20 protein-coding genes are annotated in these 25,069 nt (G+C 37.2%); 19 read left to right on the forward strand and 1 reads right to left on the reverse strand.

Features of this window, described 5'->3' with window-relative positions; translation table 11 throughout:
* The first annotated feature begins 189 nt into the window (after positions 1-189).
* The 4 genes from DC20_RS13155 to DC20_RS13170 all read left to right on the forward strand — a co-directional run bounded on the left by DC20_RS13155 (position 190) and on the right by DC20_RS13170 (position 4,488).
* Positions 190-591 carry a sugar 3,4-ketoisomerase gene (locus tag DC20_RS13155; protein WP_062544250.1) on the forward strand — a complete coding sequence of 134 codons (402 nt, stop codon included), beginning with the start codon at positions 190-192 and terminating at the stop codon, positions 589-591.
* Positions 582-1,529, forward strand: coding sequence for a GNAT family protein (locus DC20_RS13160; protein WP_062544251.1), 948 nt, complete (start codon positions 582-584; stop codon positions 1,527-1,529). Before DC20_RS13155 ends, DC20_RS13160 begins: the two co-directional genes overlap by 10 nt.
* A 191-nt stretch (positions 1,530-1,720) precedes the next feature.
* The gene (locus DC20_RS13165; protein WP_062544252.1) at positions 1,721-2,638 is read left to right on the forward strand and encodes a glycosyltransferase family 2 protein; all 918 of its coding nucleotides are present in this window, start codon (positions 1,721-1,723) and stop codon (positions 2,636-2,638) included.
* Between the two features lie 50 nt (positions 2,639-2,688).
* Complete coding sequence (locus DC20_RS13170; RefSeq protein ID WP_062544253.1) at positions 2,689-4,488, forward strand: hypothetical protein; 1,800 nt, start codon at positions 2,689-2,691, stop codon at positions 4,486-4,488.
* A 716-nt stretch (positions 4,489-5,204) separates the two neighbouring features.
* On the opposite strand, the gene DC20_RS13175 is transcribed toward DC20_RS13170, so the two are convergent.
* Complete coding sequence (locus DC20_RS13175; RefSeq protein WP_062544254.1) at positions 5,205-6,290, reverse strand: mannose-1-phosphate guanylyltransferase; 1,086 nt, start codon at positions 6,288-6,290, stop codon at positions 5,205-5,207.
* Positions 6,291-6,755: 465 nt separating this feature from the next.
* Between DC20_RS13175 and DC20_RS13180 the strand changes: the two genes are divergently transcribed.
* From DC20_RS13180 to DC20_RS13250, 15 genes are all read left to right on the forward strand, one after another.
* The gene (locus DC20_RS13180; protein ID WP_062544255.1) at positions 6,756-8,108 is read left to right on the forward strand and encodes a UDP-glucose dehydrogenase family protein; all 1,353 of its coding nucleotides are present in this window, start codon (positions 6,756-6,758) and stop codon (positions 8,106-8,108) included.
* 20 nt (positions 8,109-8,128) lie between these two features.
* Positions 8,129-9,103 (forward strand): UDP-glucuronic acid decarboxylase family protein, encoded by a 975-nt coding sequence (locus tag DC20_RS13185; protein WP_062544256.1) that lies wholly within the window; start codon positions 8,129-8,131, stop codon positions 9,101-9,103.
* Between the two features lie 308 nt (positions 9,104-9,411).
* Positions 9,412-11,319, forward strand: a complete 1,908-nt coding sequence (gene asnB / locus DC20_RS13190; protein WP_062544257.1) for an asparagine synthase (glutamine-hydrolyzing) — start codon at positions 9,412-9,414, stop codon at positions 11,317-11,319.
* Positions 11,320-11,637: 318 nt separating this feature from the next.
* Positions 11,638-13,407 (forward strand): ABC transporter ATP-binding protein, encoded by a 1,770-nt coding sequence (locus DC20_RS13195; RefSeq protein ID WP_062544258.1) that lies wholly within the window; start codon positions 11,638-11,640, stop codon positions 13,405-13,407.
* Between the two features lie 45 nt (positions 13,408-13,452).
* Entirely contained in the window at positions 13,453-14,355 is a 903-nt protein-coding gene (locus DC20_RS13200; protein ID WP_062544259.1) for a hypothetical protein, read from the forward strand.
* Positions 14,356-14,399: 44 nt separating this feature from the next.
* Entirely contained in the window at positions 14,400-15,170 is a 771-nt protein-coding gene (gene rfbF / locus DC20_RS13205; RefSeq protein WP_062544260.1) for a glucose-1-phosphate cytidylyltransferase, read from the forward strand.
* Between the two features lie 31 nt (positions 15,171-15,201).
* Entirely contained in the window at positions 15,202-16,287 is a 1,086-nt protein-coding gene (gene rfbG, locus DC20_RS13210) for a CDP-glucose 4,6-dehydratase (RefSeq protein WP_062544261.1), read from the forward strand.
* On the forward strand, positions 16,284-17,180 hold the full coding sequence (locus DC20_RS13215; protein WP_062544262.1) for an NAD-dependent epimerase/dehydratase family protein: 897 nt from the start codon (positions 16,284-16,286) through the stop codon (positions 17,178-17,180). The genes rfbG and DC20_RS13215 overlap by 4 nt, the downstream gene beginning before the upstream one ends.
* A gap of 146 nt (positions 17,181-17,326) precedes the next feature.
* The gene (locus DC20_RS13220; protein WP_062544263.1) at positions 17,327-18,313 is read left to right on the forward strand and encodes a glycosyltransferase family 2 protein; all 987 of its coding nucleotides are present in this window, start codon (positions 17,327-17,329) and stop codon (positions 18,311-18,313) included.
* 240 nt (positions 18,314-18,553) lie between these two features.
* Complete coding sequence (locus tag DC20_RS13225; protein ID WP_062544264.1) at positions 18,554-19,492, forward strand: glycosyltransferase family 2 protein; 939 nt, start codon at positions 18,554-18,556, stop codon at positions 19,490-19,492.
* 224 nt (positions 19,493-19,716) lie between these two features.
* Entirely contained in the window at positions 19,717-20,658 is a 942-nt protein-coding gene (locus tag DC20_RS13230; protein WP_062544265.1) for a glycosyltransferase family 8 protein, read from the forward strand.
* 215 nt (positions 20,659-20,873) lie between these two features.
* Positions 20,874-21,959, forward strand: coding sequence for a glycosyltransferase family 61 protein (locus tag DC20_RS13235; protein ID WP_062544266.1), 1,086 nt, complete (start codon positions 20,874-20,876; stop codon positions 21,957-21,959).
* A gap of 82 nt (positions 21,960-22,041) precedes the next feature.
* On the forward strand, positions 22,042-22,971 hold the full coding sequence (locus tag DC20_RS13240) for a hypothetical protein (protein WP_062544267.1): 930 nt from the start codon (positions 22,042-22,044) through the stop codon (positions 22,969-22,971).
* A gap of 24 nt (positions 22,972-22,995) precedes the next feature.
* A complete protein-coding gene (locus tag DC20_RS13245; protein WP_071885455.1) occupies positions 22,996-24,018 on the forward strand; it encodes a glycosyltransferase in 1,023 nt (340 codons plus the stop codon).
* Positions 24,019-24,060: 42 nt separating this feature from the next.
* Positions 24,061-25,068, forward strand: coding sequence for a glycosyltransferase family 2 protein (locus tag DC20_RS13250; RefSeq protein ID WP_062544269.1), 1,008 nt, complete (start codon positions 24,061-24,063; stop codon positions 25,066-25,068).
* Position 25,069 lies beyond the last annotated feature (1 nt).

The following is a 25,069-nucleotide window of genomic DNA, read 5'->3' on the forward strand; positions in this document are numbered from 1 at the left end:
TTTCATTCTCCTTTTTACTACTTCTGTAATGCTCTTTCGCAATAATAAAACTAGCCTTATTAGCGTGTAATCGTTCAGCATCCTTCTTTTTAGTACCTTGCTACATTATACATTAAAAGGGTTTAAAAGAAAGTAGGCTATTTACAGCAGCGGTATCAACTCGGTGCCATATTAAACAAAATCTAACACGTGAATAAGCCATACATAATTGAATTCCCTGCCATAGGGAGTTCAGAAATAGGATATATCTCCGTTGCTGAGAACAGTGACCTATTGCCATTTGAGGTAAAAAGAGTCTTCTGGACCTATGGCACACCAGAAAGCATTGTAAGGGGGCGGCATGCCCATTACCAGACTCAGCAAGTTATCTTGGCAGTAAACGGCCGAATACTGGTTACGACTGAGCAGGCAGACGGACCAGTAGAAGTCTTTGTTTTAGAGAGACCCAATCTGGGCCTATACGTGCCGCCCAATGTCTGGCACACCATGCAATACTCTAATGCCGCTGTCCAGATGGTATTAGCCTCTACCTCTTACAGCGAAGAAGACTACATAAGGGATCACTCAGAATTTAGAAGTGTATGGAAATAAGTTTGGAAGAATTGATTCAGAGCCGGAAAGATGCTTTGGAGAATTACAGTCCCTACAGTTTCATAAGAGAGATAAAGCCATCTAATCAATTTTATCTTTTTGTGAAAGATAAGATCAAAAGGTTTGGAGCTGTTGACACTTGTTATCAGTTGAGTATTACTATTGATGACAGCAATTTTGTTTTCCTCTATGAAGACCTGCCATGGGATAGTAAGTACTTCAATAGAAACTGCTATAAATTATTTACTGTACTGTACGCGCAGCAGAATGCTTCTGCTCTAATAAAAGCCATCATCACTTTTAGGACCAAGTTGCAGGAAGCGGGAAAATGCTATTGCTTTGCTGAGATCCCTGCAGAAGATATTTTTTTGATTCAGTGTCTGAATGAAGCAGGAGTTAAACTTGTGGAAACAAGGCTTCATTTTTATTTAAATTTAAGTGATTTGAAAAAATATCAGGGAGAGCGGTATCACGTTAGGAAAGCCACTGTAGCCGATATTCCTGTTCTAACCAATGTGGCGTCACTTTGCCGAAATAGTTTTGATAGATTGCATGCAGATTATACTTTTTCAAACGAAGAGGCTGATCAGTATCTAGCTACTTATGCAGAGGCTGCAGTAAACGGCTTCTGTGATACAGTTTTTGTACCTAATGAAGCTACTTTGCCTACAGCATCCTTTTTATCTTTTAACTTGGTTAGAGACATAGGCGCGTTTTCAGGAATAAGTTTATTGCGTGTTAGTTTAGCAGCTGTTGCTCCAGAGAACAAAGGTTGGCTTTCTAAATTATTATCAGAGGCAGTGCAGTATGGTAAAGAGCAAAAGATGTCGCATATAGAGTATCCTACTCAGGCTTCAAATAGAGCCGCAATCAATGTATGTGAGAAGCTAGGCTTTAATCTAGGATCAACTTCACATATCCTGTCTTTTAGTGATTAACCTTTGGATTAAATAAGCATCTGCTATTTATTTGTTCAAATCAGACTTATCTTATTGCTTCCATGTAAGCTTTAATGAGATGTTTATTTATTAGTCATGTTGTTGCATTTAGTAGGTTAGCAATGTATTTTCAATAAAGCTTGTTACGAAATTTTTTGAAAAATAAGAATAGGTTTAAACTGAATATGTGAATGGCAAAACTTAGTATAATAATACCCTGCTATTTCAATGAGAATAATATTCCGGTAACTGCAAGTGAGTTAATTGCAAATGAGAGCAGATTTCCATTGGATTTATTATTTGAATATGTATTTGTGGATGATGGCTCTGAAGATAATACTTATAGAGAATTAATAAAATTAAAAGAGACATACCCTGATAAAGTTAAGGTAGTGAAGTTGGTAAAGAATGTTGGTTCTTATAATGCTGTTGTGGCAGGAATGGAATATGCAACAGGAGATTGTTTAGTTATTATCTCGGCAGACTTGCAAGATCCACCTGAATTGATGGTTAAAATGTATGAGTATTGGTTGAAGGGGTTTAAGCTTGTTATTGGCAGTCGTCAGGAAAGGCATGATTCTGTTTTCCAAAAACTGCCTGCTAATTTTTTTCATTTTATAATGAAAAAAATTGCCTTTAATAAACTGCCTCAAGGAGGCTTTGATTACGTGTTGTTTGATAAGGCTATTGGAGGTAAGGTTGTTGAAATGAGTGAGCAAAATAGTAATATTATGTACCTGATGGCTTGGATGGGCTATGATTACGTAAACATTCCTTATGTGAGATCGAAAAGGAAAATAGGAAAGACCCGCTGGACATTTAAAAAGAGATTGAAACTCTTTCTTGATTCAGTTTTTTCATTTTCTAATGCTCCAATCAGGGCTGTCTCAGGTGTAGGGTTATTGTTGGGCTTTATCTTTTTGTTATATGCGTTATATCTGATGATAAATAGGTTCTTTAATGAAAAAGGTTGGTCAGTTTTTGAAACTATTGTTTTGTTTGCTACTTCATTTCATATGATAGCGCTTGGCTTATTAGGTGAATATGTGTGGCGTACATTAGATGCGTCAAAAAAGAGGCCTCTGTATATAGTAGACAAGGTGCTTTAATTATAATATTAGTATAGACGCCCAAATGTTTTATTGATTGTAAGTAAGGAATGATGCTTTTAGTTCTGGCCCTAGGTGCCTTGTTTTTCGTTATATTTTACTTAGTTGGTTCTGTATTTCTATTGCACGGCCTGAAAAAGGAAGCAGGGTTTATTCAGCATGTGGTAAACTTCTGGGTAGGCTTGCTGATTATTGTATCCTTCTATGCAATTATAAAGACAAGGCTTGTTACTATACTATTCTTGATTCCTATTGTACTTCTTTTATTTAAGAAAAGTTTAGTGAGCTTCCTTGAAGTTAAGCAGGTACTGACATGGAAGGTTGTATTGTATTCAGTTGGTATTTATATAGCTATATTTTTTCTGCAATTTCAATTTAATTTAGATGCTTTACACAACCCTTTAGATTATGTGGATTTTATTCATCCAGAGGACGGGGAAAGGTATATATATAGTACTGTATTGAGTCTTGTTCATTACAAAGGTGTAGAAACGGTTAGCCCTGAATCTGTATTAACTGGTGCTTCTGGTGTGTCTTTATACCACTTTTTAGAATTCTGGCTAGGTAGTCTATTTAAAACAGTGTATAATGTGAATAGTGATATTGTTCTGTTTTATTTCGTGTATCCAGTTTTTAAGACCTTTACAGTTATTGCGGTATTTTCTGTCTTTGCCGAAGAGATAGAAAACAGGTACTCCTTGTGTATTATTATAATTGTTTTGTTTTGTTTTACTACTATGGGCTTTAGGTGGGTTTTTCCTCCTGTATATAAAAACGATCTTCGGAACATTGTTACTTTGCCTATTGTAGTACTAGTCTGTAAGCTGCTATATCTAAGAAAATTTTATGCTGTTGTTGTTCTATTAATGATTGCATCTGTTGTAAATATTCTCTTTTTGCCTTTATTAGTTATTTCAGGTTCTTTTTTCTTCAAGAGCCTTAATAAAACTTATTTGGTTAGTATTGTTGTTTTCTTAGTTTTTTATATGGTATTTTTTTATGTTTTTAAAGAAAGCATACAAGATAAGTATTTTTCATTAAGTCTCTCTGAAACTTTAAAATTTGTTGCGGATTTACCATTAGTAAAGAATATATATAGGATCCTCCTGTTGTCTGTTCTGTCTTATCCTTTTAGGTTGTTAGTTGCTTTCTATATCATGGATAAATATCATGATACAAGTACTAAAAAATTAGCGATAGATTTTGGGAATTGGATGCTGCTATGTTTTGTAACTTATAACTTACTTTATGGCTTGTTTTTAGGTTTGTCTATTGATGCATATCAATTTCAAAGTATTGCATATTTGATCGCTAAAGTTTCTTTACTGCTTTTGCTTTTCTACTTAGTTCAATTTAGAAAATATATAGTTTGCATTGTTATACTATTATTGATGACCGATTATACCTATCCTTTTGGTAAGATCAAGCCAAGTAGGAGTTATGATTTGAATCTAGAAATGAAAATAGCATCTATTGGTAAGGGTAAGTTCTTGAAAGGGCTTTTTATAGATGAATATGCTAAAGTGGAAAGTCGATGGTATTTATATTATTATCCAACACATGCAACTGATTACGCCCGTGCTAATGATTATAGAATGTACCTATTTAATTATGATATAACAGGAATAAAAGCTTCCATGACCCAATTGGATGCTTCAGATCAAAAAATTCTAGAAAAAACTTTCAATCCCCTCTTTCCCCTTGCCTGTAATATTATTGAGAATATTCACAAGTATAAAATTTCAATCGTTTGGATTAGTAAAAAATCTAAATACTTAATTGCTTTTAAAAACAGAAAGCCGTTGCATGAGTTAGAAGAGTACTTAGTGTATTACATCAATCCTGCGTAAGGATAGTCTATGTTCTTGTTTATGTTGGTGTCTGAAATAATCTAGAGTAGGCTAAATTTACTCTAGTATCAGCCAGTTTAATCAATTAAAACTCTAAAGTAGAAGCTTGAGCCATATTTTTTATTAATATGTTAAGACTTGTGCTCAGTTCAAAGAGTTAGCCACATAACAGAAATGAGTCTATTCAATGCATTTTCTAGTAGAGCATTGCGAAGAATGAAAGCTCTTGGTTGTCTCAATTTTATTTTTCTTTCCGTGGTAGTAGCCTCAGTGGTGTTCTCCATGTCTTGGGAGTGCAGAAGTTATTTTCGCTGGTTTATCACGCCTTGGTTCTATCTGGTAGTGGTGGACAGTCGGGGAGATTATAGAAGTTTTCAATAAACCAGATCTTAATCTGGAAATAGGTTCCACTAAAAGGACTGCTCAGGATCATAAGGACAGAGTTCTTTGCGTTTCTGTCTGTTTTTGTGCAGAAAGTACCAGAACATGGTTTTGGAGAGAAATAGGGTTGTCTTCTTCAAGTAATTAAACTGTTCTTTGTTTTAAGTATGAAGAAATCTTAAGGGTGTGTGGTTTTAGGCTTGTTTTCCCAAAATGAATACAATTCTACTCAATTTGGGAAATTTATTACTTGAGGTTGCTTGTTTTAACTTCTTTACTTCATAAGCTTATAAGGAAGCTAAGAAAAAATATGTTAATGGCTATGAATGTTGTATTTAGACATACATGGCCCCTTTGTTCGCCTTTACATCAGAGACAAAATCCTTTACCTGCTGCTCATTTTTTCGCTCGCAAATCATCAGAACATTGTCGTGTTCTGCTACTATGTAATTATGAAGGCCTTGTATGAGCACCAGCTTATCCTGGGGTGTTTTGATGATACAGTTTTGGGTGTTGTAGAGTAGTGTATTCCCGTCTACTACATTTCCCTCAAGGGTTTTATGTGCAACACTATATAGCGAATTCCAGGTGCCTACATCAGACCAGCCCAGGTCCCCTAAGATCACGTACACGTTTTGCGCTTTTTCCATGATGCCATAATCAATGGACACGTTGCGGGATTGTTCATAGACAGTGTTAATGAATACCTCTTCGTCTGCTGTATAGTAGACAGCAGACCCAGACTCAAACAGTTCGGCTAAATCTGTCAGGTGCTCCTTGAACGCACCAATGATAGCTTGTACATTCCAAATGAAGATACCTGCGTTCCAAACAAAGTCGCCACTTTCAAGAAATGCCTGAGCTAGCTCTAAAGAAGGTTTTTCCCGGAAAGTTTGTACCTTCTGCACCGCTTTTGCACCATCTGGAACATATTGGATATATCCATAGCCGGTGTCAGGTCGGGAAGGTTTGATGCCAATGGTAACTAAGATGTTTTCCTTGCCGGCGGCGGCTACTCCCTGGCGCACGCATTTTAAGAATGCCTGTTCGCGCAGAATCACATGGTCTGCCGGTGCTACTATCACAAGGGCGTTAGGATTTTTCTGAGCAATCTTAAAACAGGCATAGGCAATGCACGGAGCGGTATTGCGCCCTACAGGTTCTTTTAAGATCTGGTCTGGTGCCAGCTCGGGCAAGTGTGTATTTACTAAGCTTTTATATTCCCTATTCGTGACCACGTATATGTTTTCTGTAGGGCAAACAGTAGAGAAACGTTTTACTGTTGACTGTATCAAGCTCTCCCCAATACCAAGCACATCATGGAACTGCTTAGGATGATTATTTCTGCTAAAAGGCCAGAAGCGGCTGCCAACTCCACCAGCCATTACTACTACATATATGTTCTCTGATAAGGTATTCATATCTACTATTAGATTTAACGCAACTTCAAAAGTTGCATGTGGAGGTGGCAAATATAGAGCCTTCTTAAATATTTGCAAATTAATGTAAATTGGTTCCAAATGCGCAAATGCCAACGTTTGTATTTATTAAGAGTTTGCAAAATCTTAAAAAATAAGACCTACTTATTACTGTTTTTGGAATTAATTGGCATGTTGCCTGTCTTAATAGATTGATTTACAATTTGTAAATGTAAAATCATGTGTTTAAGTTGGCATGAAAGCTGTAAGATAAGATTCATCAGTTTCTTACTCAGCTAGAGAAAAATGAGTTGTTTTAGGAAAGTTATTCCCTATTTCGCAAAAGAGATAGCTTTTCATAATTGCTATTGTAATGCTGAAGTAAGATTCTTTAAACAATTTTTATGATTTAACGAATACGTGCTTACATTTAACCGAAATTTCAACATCCAATAATAAAATTACATTATGAAAATCGCTGTAGTAGGAACGGGCTACGTGGGCCTGGTGACGGGCACTTGTTTTGCCGAGGTGGGTATCGACGTGACGTGCATTGACGTGAACGTCAAGAAGATTGAGGACCTCAAGCAGGGAATCCTGCCCATCTACGAGCCGGGTCTGGAAGAGATGGTGCTGCGCAACGTGGACAAAGGCCGTTTGGGCTTCTCCACCGATCTGGCCTCGGCCATCAAGGGCTGCGACGCGGCCTTTATCGCGGTGGGTACCCCACCCGGCGAGGACGGATCTGCCGACCTGAAGTACGTTCTAGGTGTGGCCCGGGAGATCGGCCAGCACATGGACGACTACCTGGTGGTGGTAACCAAAAGCACCGTGCCAGTGGGAACCGCGAAGAAAGTAAAACAAGCTGTGGCCGAGGAACTAGAAAAACGTGGCTCTGAGCTGTCCTTCGACGTGGCCTCCAACCCTGAGTTCCTGAAAGAAGGTGCCGCCATTGACGACTTCCTTAAGCCAGACCGTATTGTGGTAGGGGTGGAGAGTGAGCAAGCCGAGGAGGTGATGCGCAAACTCTATAAGCCGTTCCTGATGAACGGTCACCCAATCATCTTCATGGATGTTCCTAGCGCAGAGATGACCAAGTACGCGGCCAACTCTATGCTGGCCACCAAGATCAGCTTCATGAACGACATCGCCAACCTTTGCGAGATCATGGGCGCCGATGTGAACATGGTGCGCCGCGGCATCGGCTCCGATTCCCGCATCGGCAACAAGTTCATCTACCCAGGCATCGGTTACGGTGGATCTTGCTTCCCTAAAGATGTGAAGGCGCTCATCAAAACCGCCGAGGAAAACGGCTACTCCATGCAAATCCTGAAGTCTGTGGAGTCAGTGAACGAGAACCAGAAGGAGGTACTTTTCAATAAAGTGATGAAACAATTTGAAGGTAACCTGACCGGGAAGACGTTTGCGCTGTGGGGACTTTCCTTCAAGCCAAAGACCGATGACATGCGCGAGGCACCATCATTGGTGATCATCGAGAAACTTTTGGCCGAGGGTGCCAATGTAGTAGCGTATGACCCAGTGGCTATCAAAGAAGCTCAGCACATGATCGGGGAGAATGACCGGGTTGCTTACGCAAAAGACGAGTACGAGGCCCTGATTGACGCCGATGCGTTGCTAGTGGTGACTGAGTGGCCTGAGTTCCGCTCGCCAAACTTTCAGGTAATGGGCAAACTATTAAAGAACAAGGTGATCATTGACGGTCGTAACATCTACGAAGCCAAAGAACTGCAGGAGATGGGCTTTGCCTACTACGGCATCGGGGTGCAGGAAGTGCTTCCTGTCATAGAAACCACAAACTAATTTAGAGAAGAAACACACGAATGGCAAATAAGAGAAAAAGAGCGTTAATCACCGGGGCGGCTGGGTTTTTGGGCTCGCACCTGTGCGACCGCTTCATAGACGAGGGTTTCCACGTGATCGCGATGGACAACCTGATCACGGGCGACCTGAAGAACATAGAGCACCTGTTCGGGCTGGAGCAGTTCGAGTTTTACCACCACGACGTGTCCAAGTACGTGCACGTACCGGGCGAGTTGGACTACATCCTGCACTTCGCCTCACCGGCCTCCCCGATCGACTACCTCAAGATCCCGATCCAGACCTTGAAGGTGGGGTCCTTGGGTACGCACAACCTGCTGGGCTTGGCCCGGGCGAAGGGCGCGCGGCTCATCATCGCCTCCACCTCGGAAGTGTACGGCGACCCTGAGGTGCACCCGCAGGTGGAGGAGTACTGGGGCAACGTGAACCCGGTAGGGCCCCGCGGCTGCTACGACGAGGCCAAGCGCTTCCAGGAGGCCATCACCATGGCCTACCACACCCACCATGGGGTGGAGACCCGCATCGTGCGGATCTTCAACACCTACGGCCCGCGCATGCGCCTCAACGACGGCCGCGTGCTGCCCGCCTTCATGAGCCAGGCGCTCAGGGGCGAGGAGCTCTCCATTTTCGGGGATGGTTCGCAGACCCGCTCGTTTTGCTACGTGGATGACCTGATCGAGGGCATCTACCGCCTGCTGATGAGCGACTACGCTCTACCGGTGAACATCGGGAACCCGTCTGAGGTGACCATCAAAGAGTTCGCTGAGGAGATCTGCAAACTGACGGGCGTTGAGCTAAAACTGGGTTACCAGCCGCTACCGGAGAATGACCCGCAGAAGCGCCGTCCGGACATCACTAAGGCTCGCGAGATCCTAGGATGGGAGCCGAAAGTGTCCCGCGCCGAAGGACTGAGACGCACCCTAGAATATTTCAAGGAGCACGTGGAGACGGCTCCTGTTGAAGCCAGAGCGTTTTAAGGTTACTTTTCGAAAACAGGCTTAAAGAGCCTGCTGCCAAGAGGCAGCAGGCTCTTTTCTATTGTCAGGCAAAATTTTAAAAATTAGCCAGCGTTTGTTGAAAAATTTATAAATTAAATAAATAGTGATTTATGATGTCTATAATTTTACTTTGATATTGCTAGTTTGTGGGTGATTGATTATAAGGTTGATCTATAAGGAGTTATAAGTAAGAATGGACGCTATATTGGAAGGCCTGCTTTAGGTGAAGTAGAATATAAACAATATAGTTAAACCGTCTCAGGGATATCTTGTACCTTTGCGGCAATATGTGCGGTATATCAGGAATCTACGCTTTTACTCAGGAAGGTTATTCAGCTCTTCAACGTTTATCAGACTCAACTGACGCTCTGCAGTTACGTGGTCCAGATTCGGGTGGTCATTTTACCCACGGCTCAGTGGGGTTAGGACATCGGCGGTTATCCATCATTGACGTAAGTGATGTGGCTTGTCAGCCGATGCATACAGAAAACGAACGCTATACTATTGTGTTCAATGGCGAGATCTTCAACTACCAAGAACTCAAGAAACAGCTGATAGAGAAAGGCTATTCTTTCTTTTCGCAGTCCGATACCGAAGTTCTACTCAAATATTACATAGAAGAAGGGCCAACCTTCCTGAAGAAGTTGAACGGCTTCTTTGCCTTTGCTATTTACGACAAAGAAGAGGAAAGCCTCTTTGTAGCCCGCGACCGGTATGGCATAAAGCCCCTCCTGATGTTCCAGGATGAGGACAAACTGGTGTTTGCCTCAGAGATGAAGTCGCTCCTGGCTTTCGGTATTCCCCGCAAATTAGACTACGCTTCCCTGTATGAATACCTGCAGCTCAACTATATTCCTGCCCCAGCTTCCATCTTTAAAGGAGTGAAGAAGCTAATGCCTGGCCATTATTTTATGGTAGGGAAAAAAGGGGAAGTGGAAGTGAAGCGGTGGTATAAGATTCCGTATGACGAGAAGAAGGTCAAGAGCAATGACCTGTCGTATGAGGCACAGCAAAAAAAGCTTGTAGACTTGATGGATGGGGCCGTGCAACGCCGTCTAATTTCTGATGTTCCGCTAGGTGCTTTCTTAAGCGGAGGAATTGATTCTTCGGCCATTGTTGCTCTGGCCTCCAGGCATACGCAGCATTTAAATACCTTCTCCATTGGCTACAAAGACGAGCCTTTTTTTGATGAGACCAAGTATGCTAAAATGGTAGCAGACAAGTACAAGACCAATCATACCGTCTTTTCGCTTACCAACAATGATTTATATGAGCACCTGTTTCGGGCGCTAGATTACATAGATGAGCCTTTCGCAGACTCTTCAGCCCTGGCCGTGAACATTCTCAGCCATTATACCCGCCAGAAAGTAACGGTGGCCTTGTCAGGTGACGGAGCCGATGAACTGTTTGCCGGGTATAACAAGCACATGGCCGAATACAAGGTGCGGCAGGGTGGCTTTGCTGCCGAATCTGTAGCAGCTTTGTTGCCGCTTTGGGAAATAATGCCCAAATCCAGAAATTCTTCTTTTGGAAATAAAATCCGGCAATTTCAGCGCTTTGGCGAGGGGATGAACCTTTCAGCCAAAGACCGGTACTGGCGCTGGGCTTCCTTTGCTACGGAAGAAGATGCTAAGTCTTTGCTCAGCGGGAGGTCTAAGAAGATTCTTTCCAAAGATACCTACAAAAAGCGGCGCCAGAAGATTTTGAACCATCTTTCCCAAAAGGGGGATATAAATGAGGTGCTTCTGACAGATATGCAACTGGTGCTACCCAATGACATGCTCACCAAGGTAGATTTGATGTCTATGGCCAATAGTCTGGAGGTGCGTACTCCTTTCCTGGATTACAAAGTGGTGAACTTTGCCTTCTCCTTGCCTCAATCTTCCAAGATTGACGGTGCTATGAAAAAGAAGATCGTGCAGGATGCGTTTAGGGAGATGTTACCGGCGGAACTGTACAAGCGCCCTAAGCATGGTTTTGAGGTTCCTTTGCTAAAATGGTTCCAAAACGAACTTCGGCCCATGATTATGGATGATTTGCTGTCCGATGCTTTCATTGAGGCTCAGGGAATATTTAGCCTGAAAGAAATTCAGCGGTTGAAAGCACAACTTTTCTCTAAAAACCCGGGTGACATTCACGCACGCATTTGGGCACTGGTCGTTTTCCAACACTGGTGGAAAAAGTGGATGGCGTAATGATAGGTGGAGGTAAGTGGAAATTTTATGAAGTTTCGATGTAGTCATCGCGCAACTGGAGAACGAATAGCAGGGTTGCAACTCATGTCTTCAAGGAGATGCAGATCTGGATTTGCAAGTTTTAAATTCAGCGACGTATCTGGAGTACTTTGAATATTACGTGGAAGCCTCAACCAGCAGGCGCTGATCTTCTAAGTCAATTTTGTTGAGATATCATGGTCAAAAAGATCATGGAGTATTGTTGATTAAAAGAAGTTCTTATTGGGTAATAGCCTTTTATATAGGAATTCAGTAAAGCACTTCTTTATTAAATAATTTATGAATAAAGGAATTGTACTACAAGCCTTACAGAGCATATCATTTTATCTTTCAAGCAAGGAGAAAAGAAGTGCTATTGGTAACTTTTTTTTATTACTTATTGCTTCTGTTTTAGATGTTTTTGGCTTAGCATCACTTGTACCTGTTATTATGGCAGCATCTAACCCAGACGTAATAAGAACTAACAAATATATAGCCGAAGTTTACGGTTTCTTTGGGTTTGAAAATTATAAGACGTTCTTAGTAGTCTTGATTATTGGGGTTTTTTTCTTTTTTTTAATTAAGAATCTTTTTTCTATTTGGGTTAACTATAAACAAGTAGTATTTACAGCTAAATTGGCGATAAAGATTATAAGAAAACAATTTGATAAATACACTAATCTGCCGTATTGGCATTTTAACAACGAGGGGTCTGCAAAATTAATTAACGGGATTATAACGGTTCCTCAGTGGTATATAGCCGGAATAATAAGAGCAATATTTGTTTTGTTTTCTGAAATTGCGATTATGTCTGTCATCGTGATTGGTATTTTTGTTTATCAACCAGTGTTATTTATAATTCTTATTGTCGTTTTAACACCTTCTGCTGTATTAACCTATCAAGCACTTAAAAACAGATCTCAAAAATTAGGTGACCAAATAAATCATTTAAGGCCCATCTCCCACGCCCTCCTGACAAACACTTTTAATGGGTATGTTGAGTTGAAGTTGGCAAACAAAATAGAAGAGTTTAGAAATAAGTTTATTCAAAATCAAAGAGATGTGCAAGCTCTGGATGAGAAGTCTTATCTCTTTTCTATGATTCCGTTAAAGGTGATTGAAATGGTGGCCATATTGGGTATAGTAACAATATTCTTGTATAGTATACTTTTTACAGATTCTTCTAGTAACCTTATAACACTTATTGGCCTTTTTGCAGCAGCAGCCTATAGGTTAATGCCCTCTTTGAATAGAATGTTAACTTCATTAGTGACCCTGAAGCAGAGTTCGTATACAATTACGGAGTTAGATAGGTTTAATGAATTTGAGAAAGAGTACCATGAGGAGTCTGTAAAAAAGCCAGTGCATTTTGAGAAAAACATAGAGTTTCAGAATGTGTCATTTAGTTTTCCAGGAAGTGATAAGAAAACTATTGATACTATAAATTTAAATATTAGAAAAGGAGAGAAGGTAGGCTTTATAGGGTCATCTGGTTCAGGTAAAACCACCCTTATGAATTTGTTATTGCGGTTTTATGAAGAAAATAGTGGGGCTATTTTGGTAGATAACGTTCCCTTAAAAGAGGAAAATAAAAGATCATGGTATGATATTATTGGTTATGTAAAGCAAGATACATTCTTGATGGAATCGTCTATAAAAGACAATATAACTTTAGCTGATGTGTTTGTAGATGAAGAAAAGCTGAATTATGCCCTGGAAAAAGCTTCTTTAAAAGGTTTTGTTGATTCTTTGCCGGAAGGAGTTAATACGTTGATTGGGGAAAGAGGTTCAAGGTTATCAGGAGGGCAAAAGCAGAGAATTGGGATTGCAAGGGCTTTATATAAGAACACTCAAGTGTTGGTGTTAGATGAAGCCACCAGTGCATTAGATACCACCACAGAGCGGGAGGTGAGTGAAGCTATTAATAGGTTGTCAGATACTGACATTACTATTCTGATTATAGCTCACCGAATTACTACCCTGAAAGATTGTGATAAAATATTTGAAATGGGTGAGGGTAAGATAGTTGCTGAACGTACATATGAAGAAGTACTAAAAGAAGTTTCATAGAAGTGAAGCTGTAGTTTCAAACTAATATTGTATATCTTAATTTATATGAATAAAAAAGATAACATAGTTATTCTTTTTCTAGCATACGGTGCCAGTAATCTTTATTATCAGGTTGTATTCTGTATCCTTACTATGTTTTATCACCTTAATGGTAAGTTCAATAATATTGAAATAGTAATCTATACAGATAAGTTAAAAGTGTTTAGAAAGTTTTTGAAAGGTATACCTGTATCTATTGAGTTGCTTTCTAAAGAAGATATAAAAGAATATAAAGGCCCTATGAACTTTGTGCATAGGGTAAAAACATGCGTGCTGCAAGATTGCTTTATAAAGTATAAGAAAGATATCTTTTACATGGATGGTGATACTTTCTTTTGGAAGAACCCAATACCACTCTTTGCCAGGATTTCAAAAGAAGTAAGTATTATGAATACGAACGAATTTGATTTGAATGAAGGTGGAGGCTTTGAAGACATAAATTGGGTTACTCTTAGAAGGGTACTTAAAGAAAATCAATTTAGTCTTAAGGGTAAAAATTTTAAAATACCATTAACAGCAAGAATGTGGAATGCAGGAGTAACAGGTATTAGCTATGATAATGCGCACTTGGTAGAAGATGTATTAAATCTTACAGATCAGATATTTTCAAAAAGCTCCTTGTTTTCTGCAGAACAATTTTCCCTGTCTTATATTTTGCAACAAGAAACTCAGCTTACCACTTCTGAAGATTATGTTGAGCATTATTGGCCGAATAATGGTAAAAGAAAATGGGATTTTGCATTTCATAGTTTTTTCAAAGAAAACGGGAATGCTCCAATAGATGTACTTGCAAAGAAGGCGTTTGAACTAACCAATAAAAGCGGAGAGTTAATAGTGCCTGAAGTAAGCTTAAGTGAGAAGACTTTAAGTAAATTAAAGTTAATTGCCCGAATTATTATCAAAGGTTAGGCTTTTTTTATAACAAACATAAATCAAGAGTTAATTTCAATAAAATGAAAGTAGTAATTTTAGCAGGAGGCCTTGGGACGCGTTTATCTGAAGAAACAAGTTTAAAGCCGAAACCCATGGTTGAAATAGGTGATAAACCTATGTTGTGGCATATCATGAAAATATATTCAAGCTATGGATTTAATGACTTTGTCATCTGCTTGGGGTATAAAGGGTATTTGATAAAAGAATATTTTGCCAATTATTACCGCCACTTATCAGACATCACCATTGATCTAAAAGACAACTCAGTAGAAGTTCATGATTCACAGGCAGAGCCCTGGAAGATTACACTGGTAGATACAGGAGTGAACTCTATGACTGGTGGCCGAATAAAACGTGTTCAGAAGTACATAGGCAATGAGCCTTTTCTATTAACCTATGGTGATGGCGTAGGGAATGTAGACATCAAAGCCCTTGTGAAGTATCATCAGCAGCATCGTAAACTAGTAACAGTAACCGCAGTACAGCCCTCAGGTCGATTTGGAGCATTAAATCTGGATGCGCAGGAGCAGGTAAACTCTTTCATGGAGAAACCAAAAGGGGACGGGGCCTGGATCAATGGAGGTTTCTTTGTCTGTGAACCAGGTGTTTTTGATTACATACCTGGTGACAGCACCATATGGGAAAAAGAGCCCATGGAGAATATTGCAGCAGATGACCAAATGGTTGCTTTCAAGCATTCAGGTTTTTGGAAGCCCATGGACACCTTACGTGATAAGATTGAGTTAGAGCAGGAGTGGACGCTAAATAAAGCTCTCTGGAAAACTTGGTAAGAATTTAGTCTGGCGGTTATAATCAAGTACCATGCGTTTAGATCAACTTCAAAACACCTATCAAGGAAAAAAAGTTTTTTTAACAGGACATACCGGCTTTAAAGGTGCCTGGCTTTTGCAATGGCTCCACATGCTAGGAGCTGAAGTAAAGGGCTACTCTTTAGCTCCGGAAAACCCTGAAGATTTATATCATCTGATAGAAGGAGATACCCTGTGCCAATCTGTCATTGCAGATTTGCGCCAAAAAGAGTTACTGGAAGAGGCTATCTTGTCTTTTGAGCCTGATTTTATCTTCCACTTGGCTGCGCAACCACTAGTTAGACTTTCTTATGAAATTCCATCTGAAACCTTCTTTGTAAACGCCATTGGGACAGCCTATGTGCTAGATGCACTAAAGAAGTTACAAAAGCCATGTTCTGTTGTTCTTATTACAACTGATAAAGTGTATGAAAACAAGGAATGGGTTTATCCTTACAGAGAAACAGACCGGTTAGGTGGCTATGACCCTTATAGTGCAAGTAAAGCTTGTGCTGAATTGGTGATCAACTCATATACACAGTCCTTTTTTAATCCAGCAGCTTATGAACAGCATCAGAAAGCTATTGCCAGTGCCCGAGCAGGTAACGTGATAGGTGGAGGAGATTGGGCGAAAGACCGTATCATTCCAGATATTGTTAGAGCCTTGCGAAATAGTATTCCCATTTCTGTTCGTAATCCCAATGCTGTACGGCCGTGGCAACATGTGTTAGAGCCTTTGGGAGGATATTTATTATTAGGCGCTAAGTTAGCTCAAGATCCTATCTCTTTTGGTGGTGCCTGGAACTTCGGGCCTTATGCAGAAGATAATAAGGTGGTAGAAGAGTTAGTAAATACAGCTATTACTATATGGGGTAATGGGAAGTATGAAAAACCAGAACTTGAAAATCAACCGCATGAAGCAGGCTTGTTAAAGCTTGATATTAGTAAGGCAGTTTCTGAATTAGGATGGAGACCTAAATGGAGTTCTTTTCAAGCAATCAAAGAAACAATATCATGGTATCTAGCTTATGAAAGAAACAGTAAGGAAATAAAAAACTTTACCATAAACTCGATTAAAGCTTACTCGGAAGATTCATGATAAGAAGTAAGTTATCCATTATTGGGGCAAATTCTTTCCTAGGAAGGAATGTAATAGAAGAAGTGAATAATAATGATTGGGAACTTACATTATATGCAAGGGAAAAACCATTATTGCAAAAAGAGTTCGAGTTTATATTATTTGACTACCCGAATTATTCTCTCGATATAGATCGATTATTAAGCTCGGATATAATTATATATGCTGCAGGCGCGGGAATACAATCAGGTCTGAAAGAATCAGTTGATTTGGTCTATCAACTAAATGCATTTATTCCTATATCTCTATTGAATTTGCTTAATGAAAAGAATTATAAGGGTAAAATTATAACATTTGGTTCTTATTTTGAGATAGGAGAAGTGCCTACTAAGTATGCTTATAATGAAGAAGAACTAGTGTCTATTAATTCTCCTGTTCCAAATCATTATTGTAGTTCAAAGCGCCTATTAACTCGTTTTGTAATTAGTGGTTTGTTAGATATAAAATATTATCATTTGATACTACCAACAATTTATGGTCCGGGAGAAAATGGTAATAGATTAATTCCCTATGTTATAAATTGTCTAAAAAACAATAAGAAATTAGTTCTAACAAGTGGGGAACAAGAAAGATCATATTTATATGTAAAGGATCTTGTTTGTCTATTGCTTCAATTATGTGAAAGTGAAATGTTAAGCGGAACTTATAATGTATGTTCTAATACGCAAATAAGAATAAAAGATTTAGTTAAGGAGGTAGCAAGGATATATAATGTTCAGTTAAAGAACATAACATTAGGCACTGTTAGAAATGATATAAAAATGCAGTTTCTGGAGTTAAACTGTTTGAAACTAAGTAATTCAACTTCTTGGTGCCCGTCTCATACGTTAAAAGATGTAATTCCAAAGTACTAATTTTTTTAATGTATATGTTTAACTGAATAGTTATTTAATAATAATGTAGTAATTTACCCATTAATGGGAATTATGTAGTGGGTAATCTATTTATAACCTATAGAAGTTCGTCTAATAAAGTTTAAGATACATTAAAATTGTGCATTATGGCTGTTACAATAGCAATACCTACATACAATAGAAACATTAAGTTGAAAAGAACAGTTGAGTTGCTTTTGCCTCAATTAAACCCTCAAATAAAATTGAAAATATTTGATAATTGTTCAGATATTCCTGTTTCAGAAACTTTAAAAGATATCCTAGATTCAGGGATAGAAATAGAAAGGAATAAAATTAACATTGGCATGTCAGGCAACTTTATAAAATGCTTTGAAAGTTGTGATACAGAATGGCTTTGGATGTTAGGAGATGATGATCCGCCTTGTGCAAATGCCATTCAAATTATTGAAGATGTAATTAATAGTAATGCTAATTGCAGTTTTATTAATTTTAAAACAATTACAATGGCGAAAGATAGAAATCAAAGTTTTTTTGTAAATGATTGTGATGAATTAATTGATAGAATAGATAGTTTTGGTAACCTTTTGTATATATCAGTGGGTTTGTATAATCTAAAAAAACTAAGTAGTGGGTATAAAACTATGTATCAATATTCTTATACATTAGCACCACATATGGCATTGCTGCTTTCAGCTTTAAGTAATAGTAGTAATCATAAAGTTTTATTTAGTGATAAGGTAATTATAAATTCTATGGCTCATGATACAAACCATGATGAGAGTTGGAATTGGATTGTAGTAAGTATGGCTATTTTTTTGCTATATGAAACTGTTTTTAATGTTTCGCATAAAAGTAAAGTGAAATTAAAAAAACATTTAAAAACACATGTTGTTGGCCCAAAGGAAATGTATTCTGAAATAGCTAGATTTGACCCATTCTTAAAAAATTATGAACAGGATAAGTATTGGTATGATCAAGTATTTATGAGAGCCAAGATTGCCATGACAGCTAAAGACTGGTTTTATTTTTTATTTTATAAATTGAAACTTGCTTTTAAATATTACATTATGAAGTTGAGAGGTAAAAATAAGCATAATCAAGAATTAATTACAACTGTTTATAAAAGAATTTAATTATCAGTTTCAATAAGTAATAAGTGGTATTTTGTTGCTTGATTATAGTTGTAAATACTAACTTGAAGTAAACTGTTATTTAATATTATGTAATATATTTGGATGAGTATCATGATTGTCAATTTATGGTGCATGAGAACACTTTTAGATATTTAGGAATTATGTTAGGCTTAATCAAAAGGCTTTATGTATAAGAGGATATTATAAATAAAATTTCTAAAAAGTTAATTATTACGGTATATGTTTGTAAGTGTAATCATTCCTAACTTTAATCATGCACGTTTTTTAGAACAACGTATTGAATCAGTTTTAAATCAAACATATAACAATTTTGAGGTAATCATTCTAGATGATTGTTCATTAGATAATAGCATAGAAGTAATAGAACGGTATAGAGGGCATCCTAAGGTTTCCCATATTGTTTATAATAAAAATAACAGCGGTTCAACATTTAAGCAATGGAATAAAGGTGTAAGTTTGGCTATTGGGGAATGGATTTGGTTTGCAGAAAGCGATGATTTCTGTGAATTAAATTTTCTAGAAATAGTTATAAATAATATAAAAAATAATTGTGTTATTTCATTTAGCCAGTCTAATCAGGTTGATGAATCAGGAACAGTTTTAAGGGATATGTTGTGGCATACTGATAGCGTAAGTACGACACACTGGTTGGCAGATTATTATAATAGTGGTAAGGATGAAACTTTAAGGTATCTATTGCACAAGAATACTATTCCGAATGCAAGTGGTGTAATATTTAAAAAAGATGCCTATTTGCAAGTAGATAGAGATTTTGAAAAAATGAAACAATGTGGTGATTGGCTTTTATGGGTAAAATTGTTAAACCTTGGTGATATTTCGTTTACTACAAATAAATTAAATTATTTCCGTAGCCATAGTGCTACAACTAGGACTTGGGATAACTATAGTAAGCGAAAAAGAAGATTTGAAGAAGAGTTAGATGTTATCGTTACAATAGGGCGCTTTTACCCTGATGAATATCTTAAAATAGATGAAAGAAAAAAAAGCCATTTCATGACCTATGCTGCAGCCTTTACAAAAAAAGAGTTAATTGAGGCTGTATTTAATTATGAAAGTTACATAGGTAAAACATCTTTTTTTGAAGTCTTGTATTATTACTTTTATTTTTACTTCACTTCAAAGAAAAAACATATTTGATATTATTCTTTTACTTTTTTACCTTTATATACGTATTCAATCAGTTGAGCGATATCAAAAATGTGCAGAAGCTAATCTTGTTGTCAGAACAATGGTTTAAATGTATACGGAACAACATAAAAGCATATTTATAAAGAACTCCTGAAATGAAATATACTTTTTGTGTTCAATATAATCAGTTTAATCTAAATCAGACAATAGATTACATTTATTAAATATAGATAATGAATTCAGTGTTAATTAGTCCTATAAATATTGCTTTAGCGTTTGATAAAAATTTTGTTACTCCTGCTTATGTGTTTTTAACATCAATTTTTTATAATAATAAAGAAAGCAACTTTGTTTTTCATATAATAGCTACTGGTCTAGAAAAAAGTGAAATAAAAGAACTTGAAGATTTTATTAAGCAAAATAAATCAAAAGTTTTTTTTTATAATATAGATGAAAATCTGGCCCAAGAATTTGTAATTCCCTCAAATTCCCATTTTACTATAGCAACTTACTATCGGTTATTCTTCCCGGCATTAGTGCCTAGAGATATTGATAAACTTCTTTATGTGGATGTAGATACAATAGTAGTAGGCAAAATGAGACAGTTTTTAGAAAAAGATTTAGGCTCTTTTCCTGTGGCTGCGGTGGCCGATAATGTTTTTACGACCAGACCCGAATTAGGCATATTTGAAACGGGTAAATATTTTAATGCTGGCGTTTTGCTCATGAACTTGCCAGTTTGGAAAAACCAGCAGATTTCTGAAAAAGCGATAAGTTTTCTACAGGAGTTCCCAGAAAAGATTCAGTTTGTAGACCAAGATGCTTTAAATGCAGTTTTAAATAATAATTGGCTGCCGCTTGAGTCTAAATTTAACTTAATGTATGTAGACTTCCCCCAAGAAATGCCCCAATCTCAATTCAATTATTTTCTTTCTGATAAAATAATTATACATTTTTCATCTAGGTTTAAACCATGGCATGTTTATTCGCCTAATAGATTAAATTATTTATATCATTATTACAAAAGTTTATCTCCTAAGGCAAAAGATAAAAAGTATTCTGATTACAAATTTTCTCATAAGGTATTTTTTGATTTAACAAAAAATAAATTAGTTAATTTTTATTATAATCATCCATGGATAGTTAGGTTTTGGAGGAGATTAAAATCTAATTAGTGTTATTAGTAAAACCATGTATTTATTGCGAGTAAATTGAACTAGTCGTTATATTTGATTAAGGTATATTGATGGATTTATTTGTTTATTTTAGTCTAGCAATTATTGAATTTTCTCTGCTTTCTTTTTTGCTAGATAAGAACATCTTCTGCTGCTGAACCACATTAGTTTAACAACTTAATATGTAATTACTTATCAATAGAGTTGGATATACTATGAAGGCAGCTATTTCACAAATAATTAAAATTATCAATACTTTTTTCTTTAAAGTAGTAAAGCTTGGTGATAATCCGCATCTAAAAGGTAAGGTGCTCAAACATATGCATTCCCAATCTTTTCCTTACAGAGGAGTTTTTATACCCTCTGTCCCAGAAGAAGCTAAGACATCACTACAGATGTATGCAAACAGGCTTAAGGAAGAATATATCTATACTTACAGTGGTAGGGTGATCATCGAACCCGTGTTTGGATGGTCAATTATAGCTTACAGAAATTTGGTTAAAGAGTCTGTTTACTCTTTTAATGATGAAGTAAAGGTACCATTCCCTTCCATTGCTCAGTATTTCAAGCCAACAAAGAAAGTAGTAACAGTAGATTCTGCTGTTGTGGTAAGGTTAGGATGGTTTAATTATTGGCATTTTTTTAATGATATACTTGGTGCCATTCTCCTTTTAAGAAAAGAAGGATTATTGCAGTCTAATGTAAGCATCCTTATCCCAGAAGGATTGTCTAAAATGTCTTATTTCATTCAAAGCTTAGAGTTATCTGATGAACTTAGGAGTTACAACTGGGTAGTACAAGATGAGAATACCTATGTTGAATCAAGCTCTACTATTTATTGCCGGGTTCTGGATAACCATAGAAAGCAGTTTGACGAAGTGATTAAGTTATTTGAACCGTATTTAGTCAAAAGAGCTACAGCAGCCAAAATCTTTGTAACCAGACGAGGAACAAAGCTTCGCCGCTTAGAAAACTTTTGTGAAATTGAAGAACTAGTCCAATCCTATGGATATACAGTTATTGCATGTGAAGAGCTTTCTTTGAAAGAACAAATAGAGGTTTTTCATAATGCTAGTCATATCATAGGTGTGCATGGCGCTGGGTTAACAAACATCATCTTTAGGAGATCACAACAATTAAATCTCTTAGAGATTTTTCCAGAAAACAATATACCACCAAATTTCTTCTGGCTTTCAGCGTCTTATGGTTTTTCTTACAATGCTGTTGTTGGTAGTAAGGAAGTAAATGGTTCTTTTTATCTAGATCCTCTTAAACTAGAAAGCTTATTACTTGGTAAGTAGGTAACCTCAAGCGATCTTTGTGTTTTTTAAGATTAAATATATTGATCTTAAAGTGATTTGTTAAGCAAATTTAAGTAGGTTCATGTATTTAGCTTCTGAAAAATATAATAACGTTTTTAATAATGTTGAGAATGAATATTACTACAATCCTGATTTTTGTGAATCATCTTATATAGGCAATATTATTGATGAACTTAAATTATTATTAAAAGATGATTTTGAACAATATGAGTTTGTAATTTATTCTCAGACTCCTCAAAACAGTAAACCAGCTTATCCATTTGGAAAGAGTACCAAAAAAGAAGTTGTCATTTATTTATCTGATGAAGCTTCCAGAATACCTCATGAGTTGATGAGAACAGGTGCGTTTGCGGTTTTCAAAAACTATTTGCTATCAGATGTTCCGTATCCTAATCTTTTTCATTTACCCTTAGGGTATGTAAACTCTACACCAGCGTTACCTGTTGCCCCTGTTCATACTAGAAAAACCAACGTTTTTTTTTCTGGAGCCCTGCATTTTGCCAGATTATCTCTATATCAGCATTTTACACCTTACAACTTTCTTCCTAATAGGATATGGCAGAGGTTTCATAGGTTTATTTACTCCAAAACAGAATTTGATACCTATTATCCAGATTCATTTATCAGATTCAATAAGCAAGGTTTCAAATCTGGTTTAAATCCCAGAGATTTTGCAGCAATGCTGTATAACAGTAAGATTGTGATCTGCCCTAGGGGAGTGATTAGTTATGAGACTTTCCGGCACTTTGAAGCAATGCGGGCAGGATGTATTATCATCTCTGAAAAGTTACCTGAAACATTTTTCTATTCCAATTCACCTATGCTCATACTTTCTGAATGGTCTAAATTGGATAATGTAATTAAACATCTTCTTGCTAACCCAGAAGAACAGGAAAGATTGCAGGCAGCAACCTTAGATTGGTGGAACAATGTTTGTTCTGAACAGGCAATTGCCCAGTATATTTATGATAAACTAAAAGCTTTATCCTAATCTTTTAAATTACCAGAAGTATAGATGCAAATTAGAAAAGGAGTAAGTGTAGTTATTTGTTGTTATAATAGCGAGAGGAGGTTGCCTGAAACATTGCAGCATTTATTTCAGCAAAAAATATCTTCTGATATTGAATGGGAAATTATTATTGTAGACAATGCATCTAAAGACAATACCAGGAGAGTTGCTTATGATCTGTATAAAGTTAGTGGGGTTGCTGTTCCTTTTAGTGTAATTAGTGAAATAAAGCCCGGATTGAATTATGCCCGGGAGGCAGGTCTTCACGCTTCACAGTATGAATATCTACTCTGGGTAGATGACGATAACTGGCTGGTGAATGATTATGTGATGAATGCATTCCGTATCATGGAGTCAAATCTCTCCATTGGAATGTTAGGTGGTGTGGGGGAACCTGTGCTAGAAGTAAAACCTCCTTCCTGGTTTGATTCCTTTAGCATAGTCTATGCTTTGGGGAAACAAGCGCCGCATTCTGGTGAAATCTTAAATGGTTATGTTTACGGAGCTGGCGCTACTATCCGTAAATCTGCCTGGATTAAATTGATTGAAGCCGGGTTTAAAAGCATTTTAACTGACCGTAAAGGGGCAAGCCTGGCTTCTGGAGGAGATGTTGAGTTAGGAGATACCATGCGTTTGGCGGGCTATAAGCTTTGGTTTGATGAGAGATTACTGTTTAAGCACTATCTACCTAAAGACCGACTTAGCTGGAATTATCTAATTCGCTTGGCAAAAGGTACTGGTGAATCCGGGCTTTCTGCTGCTATTTTTTATTTTATAAACCGGCATCCATATCTGAGTGTTTCAAAGTTCAGGTATTTATATGATAGGAGGGTGTTATGGCTTTTTACCCAAATTATTAAGAGTCCTATAGCCTTGTTTCGATATTTCTTTTTTCAGGAAGAGGAGAAGTATCCGTCTACATTCTATGTTGCGCGTACTATTGCCTTATTTACTTCTTCTCTAAAGCAAAGAAGTTTTGCCGTTCAAGCTTTTAAGGACATATGCCGCTTGAAACAAAGTTTAAGGTAAGTTATCCTAATTAGTTAGATATAGCGTTCTCCCCTTTTTGAAATGAATCCAAGAGTATCTGTTGTTTTGCCTGTATATAATGATGAGAAGTATATCAAAGAAGCAATTGATAGTATTTTGAATCAGACATTTTATGACTTTGAGTTGATTGTTATTGATGATAGATCAACAGATAAAACATCTGAAATAGTTAAATCTTTCAAAGATTCCAGAATTAGGTTCTATATAAATCAAAAGAATTTAGGTCGTGCAGGGTCAGATAATTTTGCTTTAAATCTAATCAAAGGAACATATGTAGCCAAGATGGACAGTGATGACGTGTGTCATCCTGAAAGATTGGCGAAACAAGTTGAGTATCTTGAAAAACATCCTGACGTAAATGTAGTTGGTTCTTGGATGCAGAATTTTGGTCATAGTTCTTTTTTGAATAAGTATCCTGAAACTGCTGCTTTAGCCCAGGCTATGACTCTGTTCACATTGCCGGTTGGTAATCCCTCTATTATGCTAAGGACAGCCTTGTTTCACCAGCTAGGAATGAAGTATGATGAGCAATTACGGCAAACTGAGGATTTTGACTTTTTTGCGCGGTATGCTGCTGATTTAACTGTTGTTACATTGCCAGAAGCCTTACTTCAATACCGTACTTACCCCAACACTGCTAAAAAAGATATTTTGACAGAACGTCATCTGATAGCGAATATAGTACGTGAGAATTTCTTAAGTAAATGGGGGATTGAGGCAAATAGGCGGGAATTAGCTATTCATCATTTGATCTCACATCTGGATAGGCCTTTGCAAACAATATCTTTGACTGAAATCAATTTATGGCTTCTAAAATTAGCTGAGTTCAATAGAAAGAAACCTTTCTTTGATCAACAAGCATTGTTAAGGTACTTGGCTTTTCGCTGGTTTCAGGTATGTTATACGTATCCGCAGCCTAAGTTTGGGAGTATGAGGCACTATTACCAAAGTGAGTTGTGTGCTTATTGTTCTATTTCAAGTATGTCTAAGCTTAAAATGGTTTTCAAAGGCTTACAAGGTTATTTCTAAT

The organism is Rufibacter tibetensis, assembly GCF_001310085.1.
Taxonomy (GTDB): domain Bacteria; phylum Bacteroidota; class Bacteroidia; order Cytophagales; family Hymenobacteraceae; genus Nibribacter; species Nibribacter tibetensis.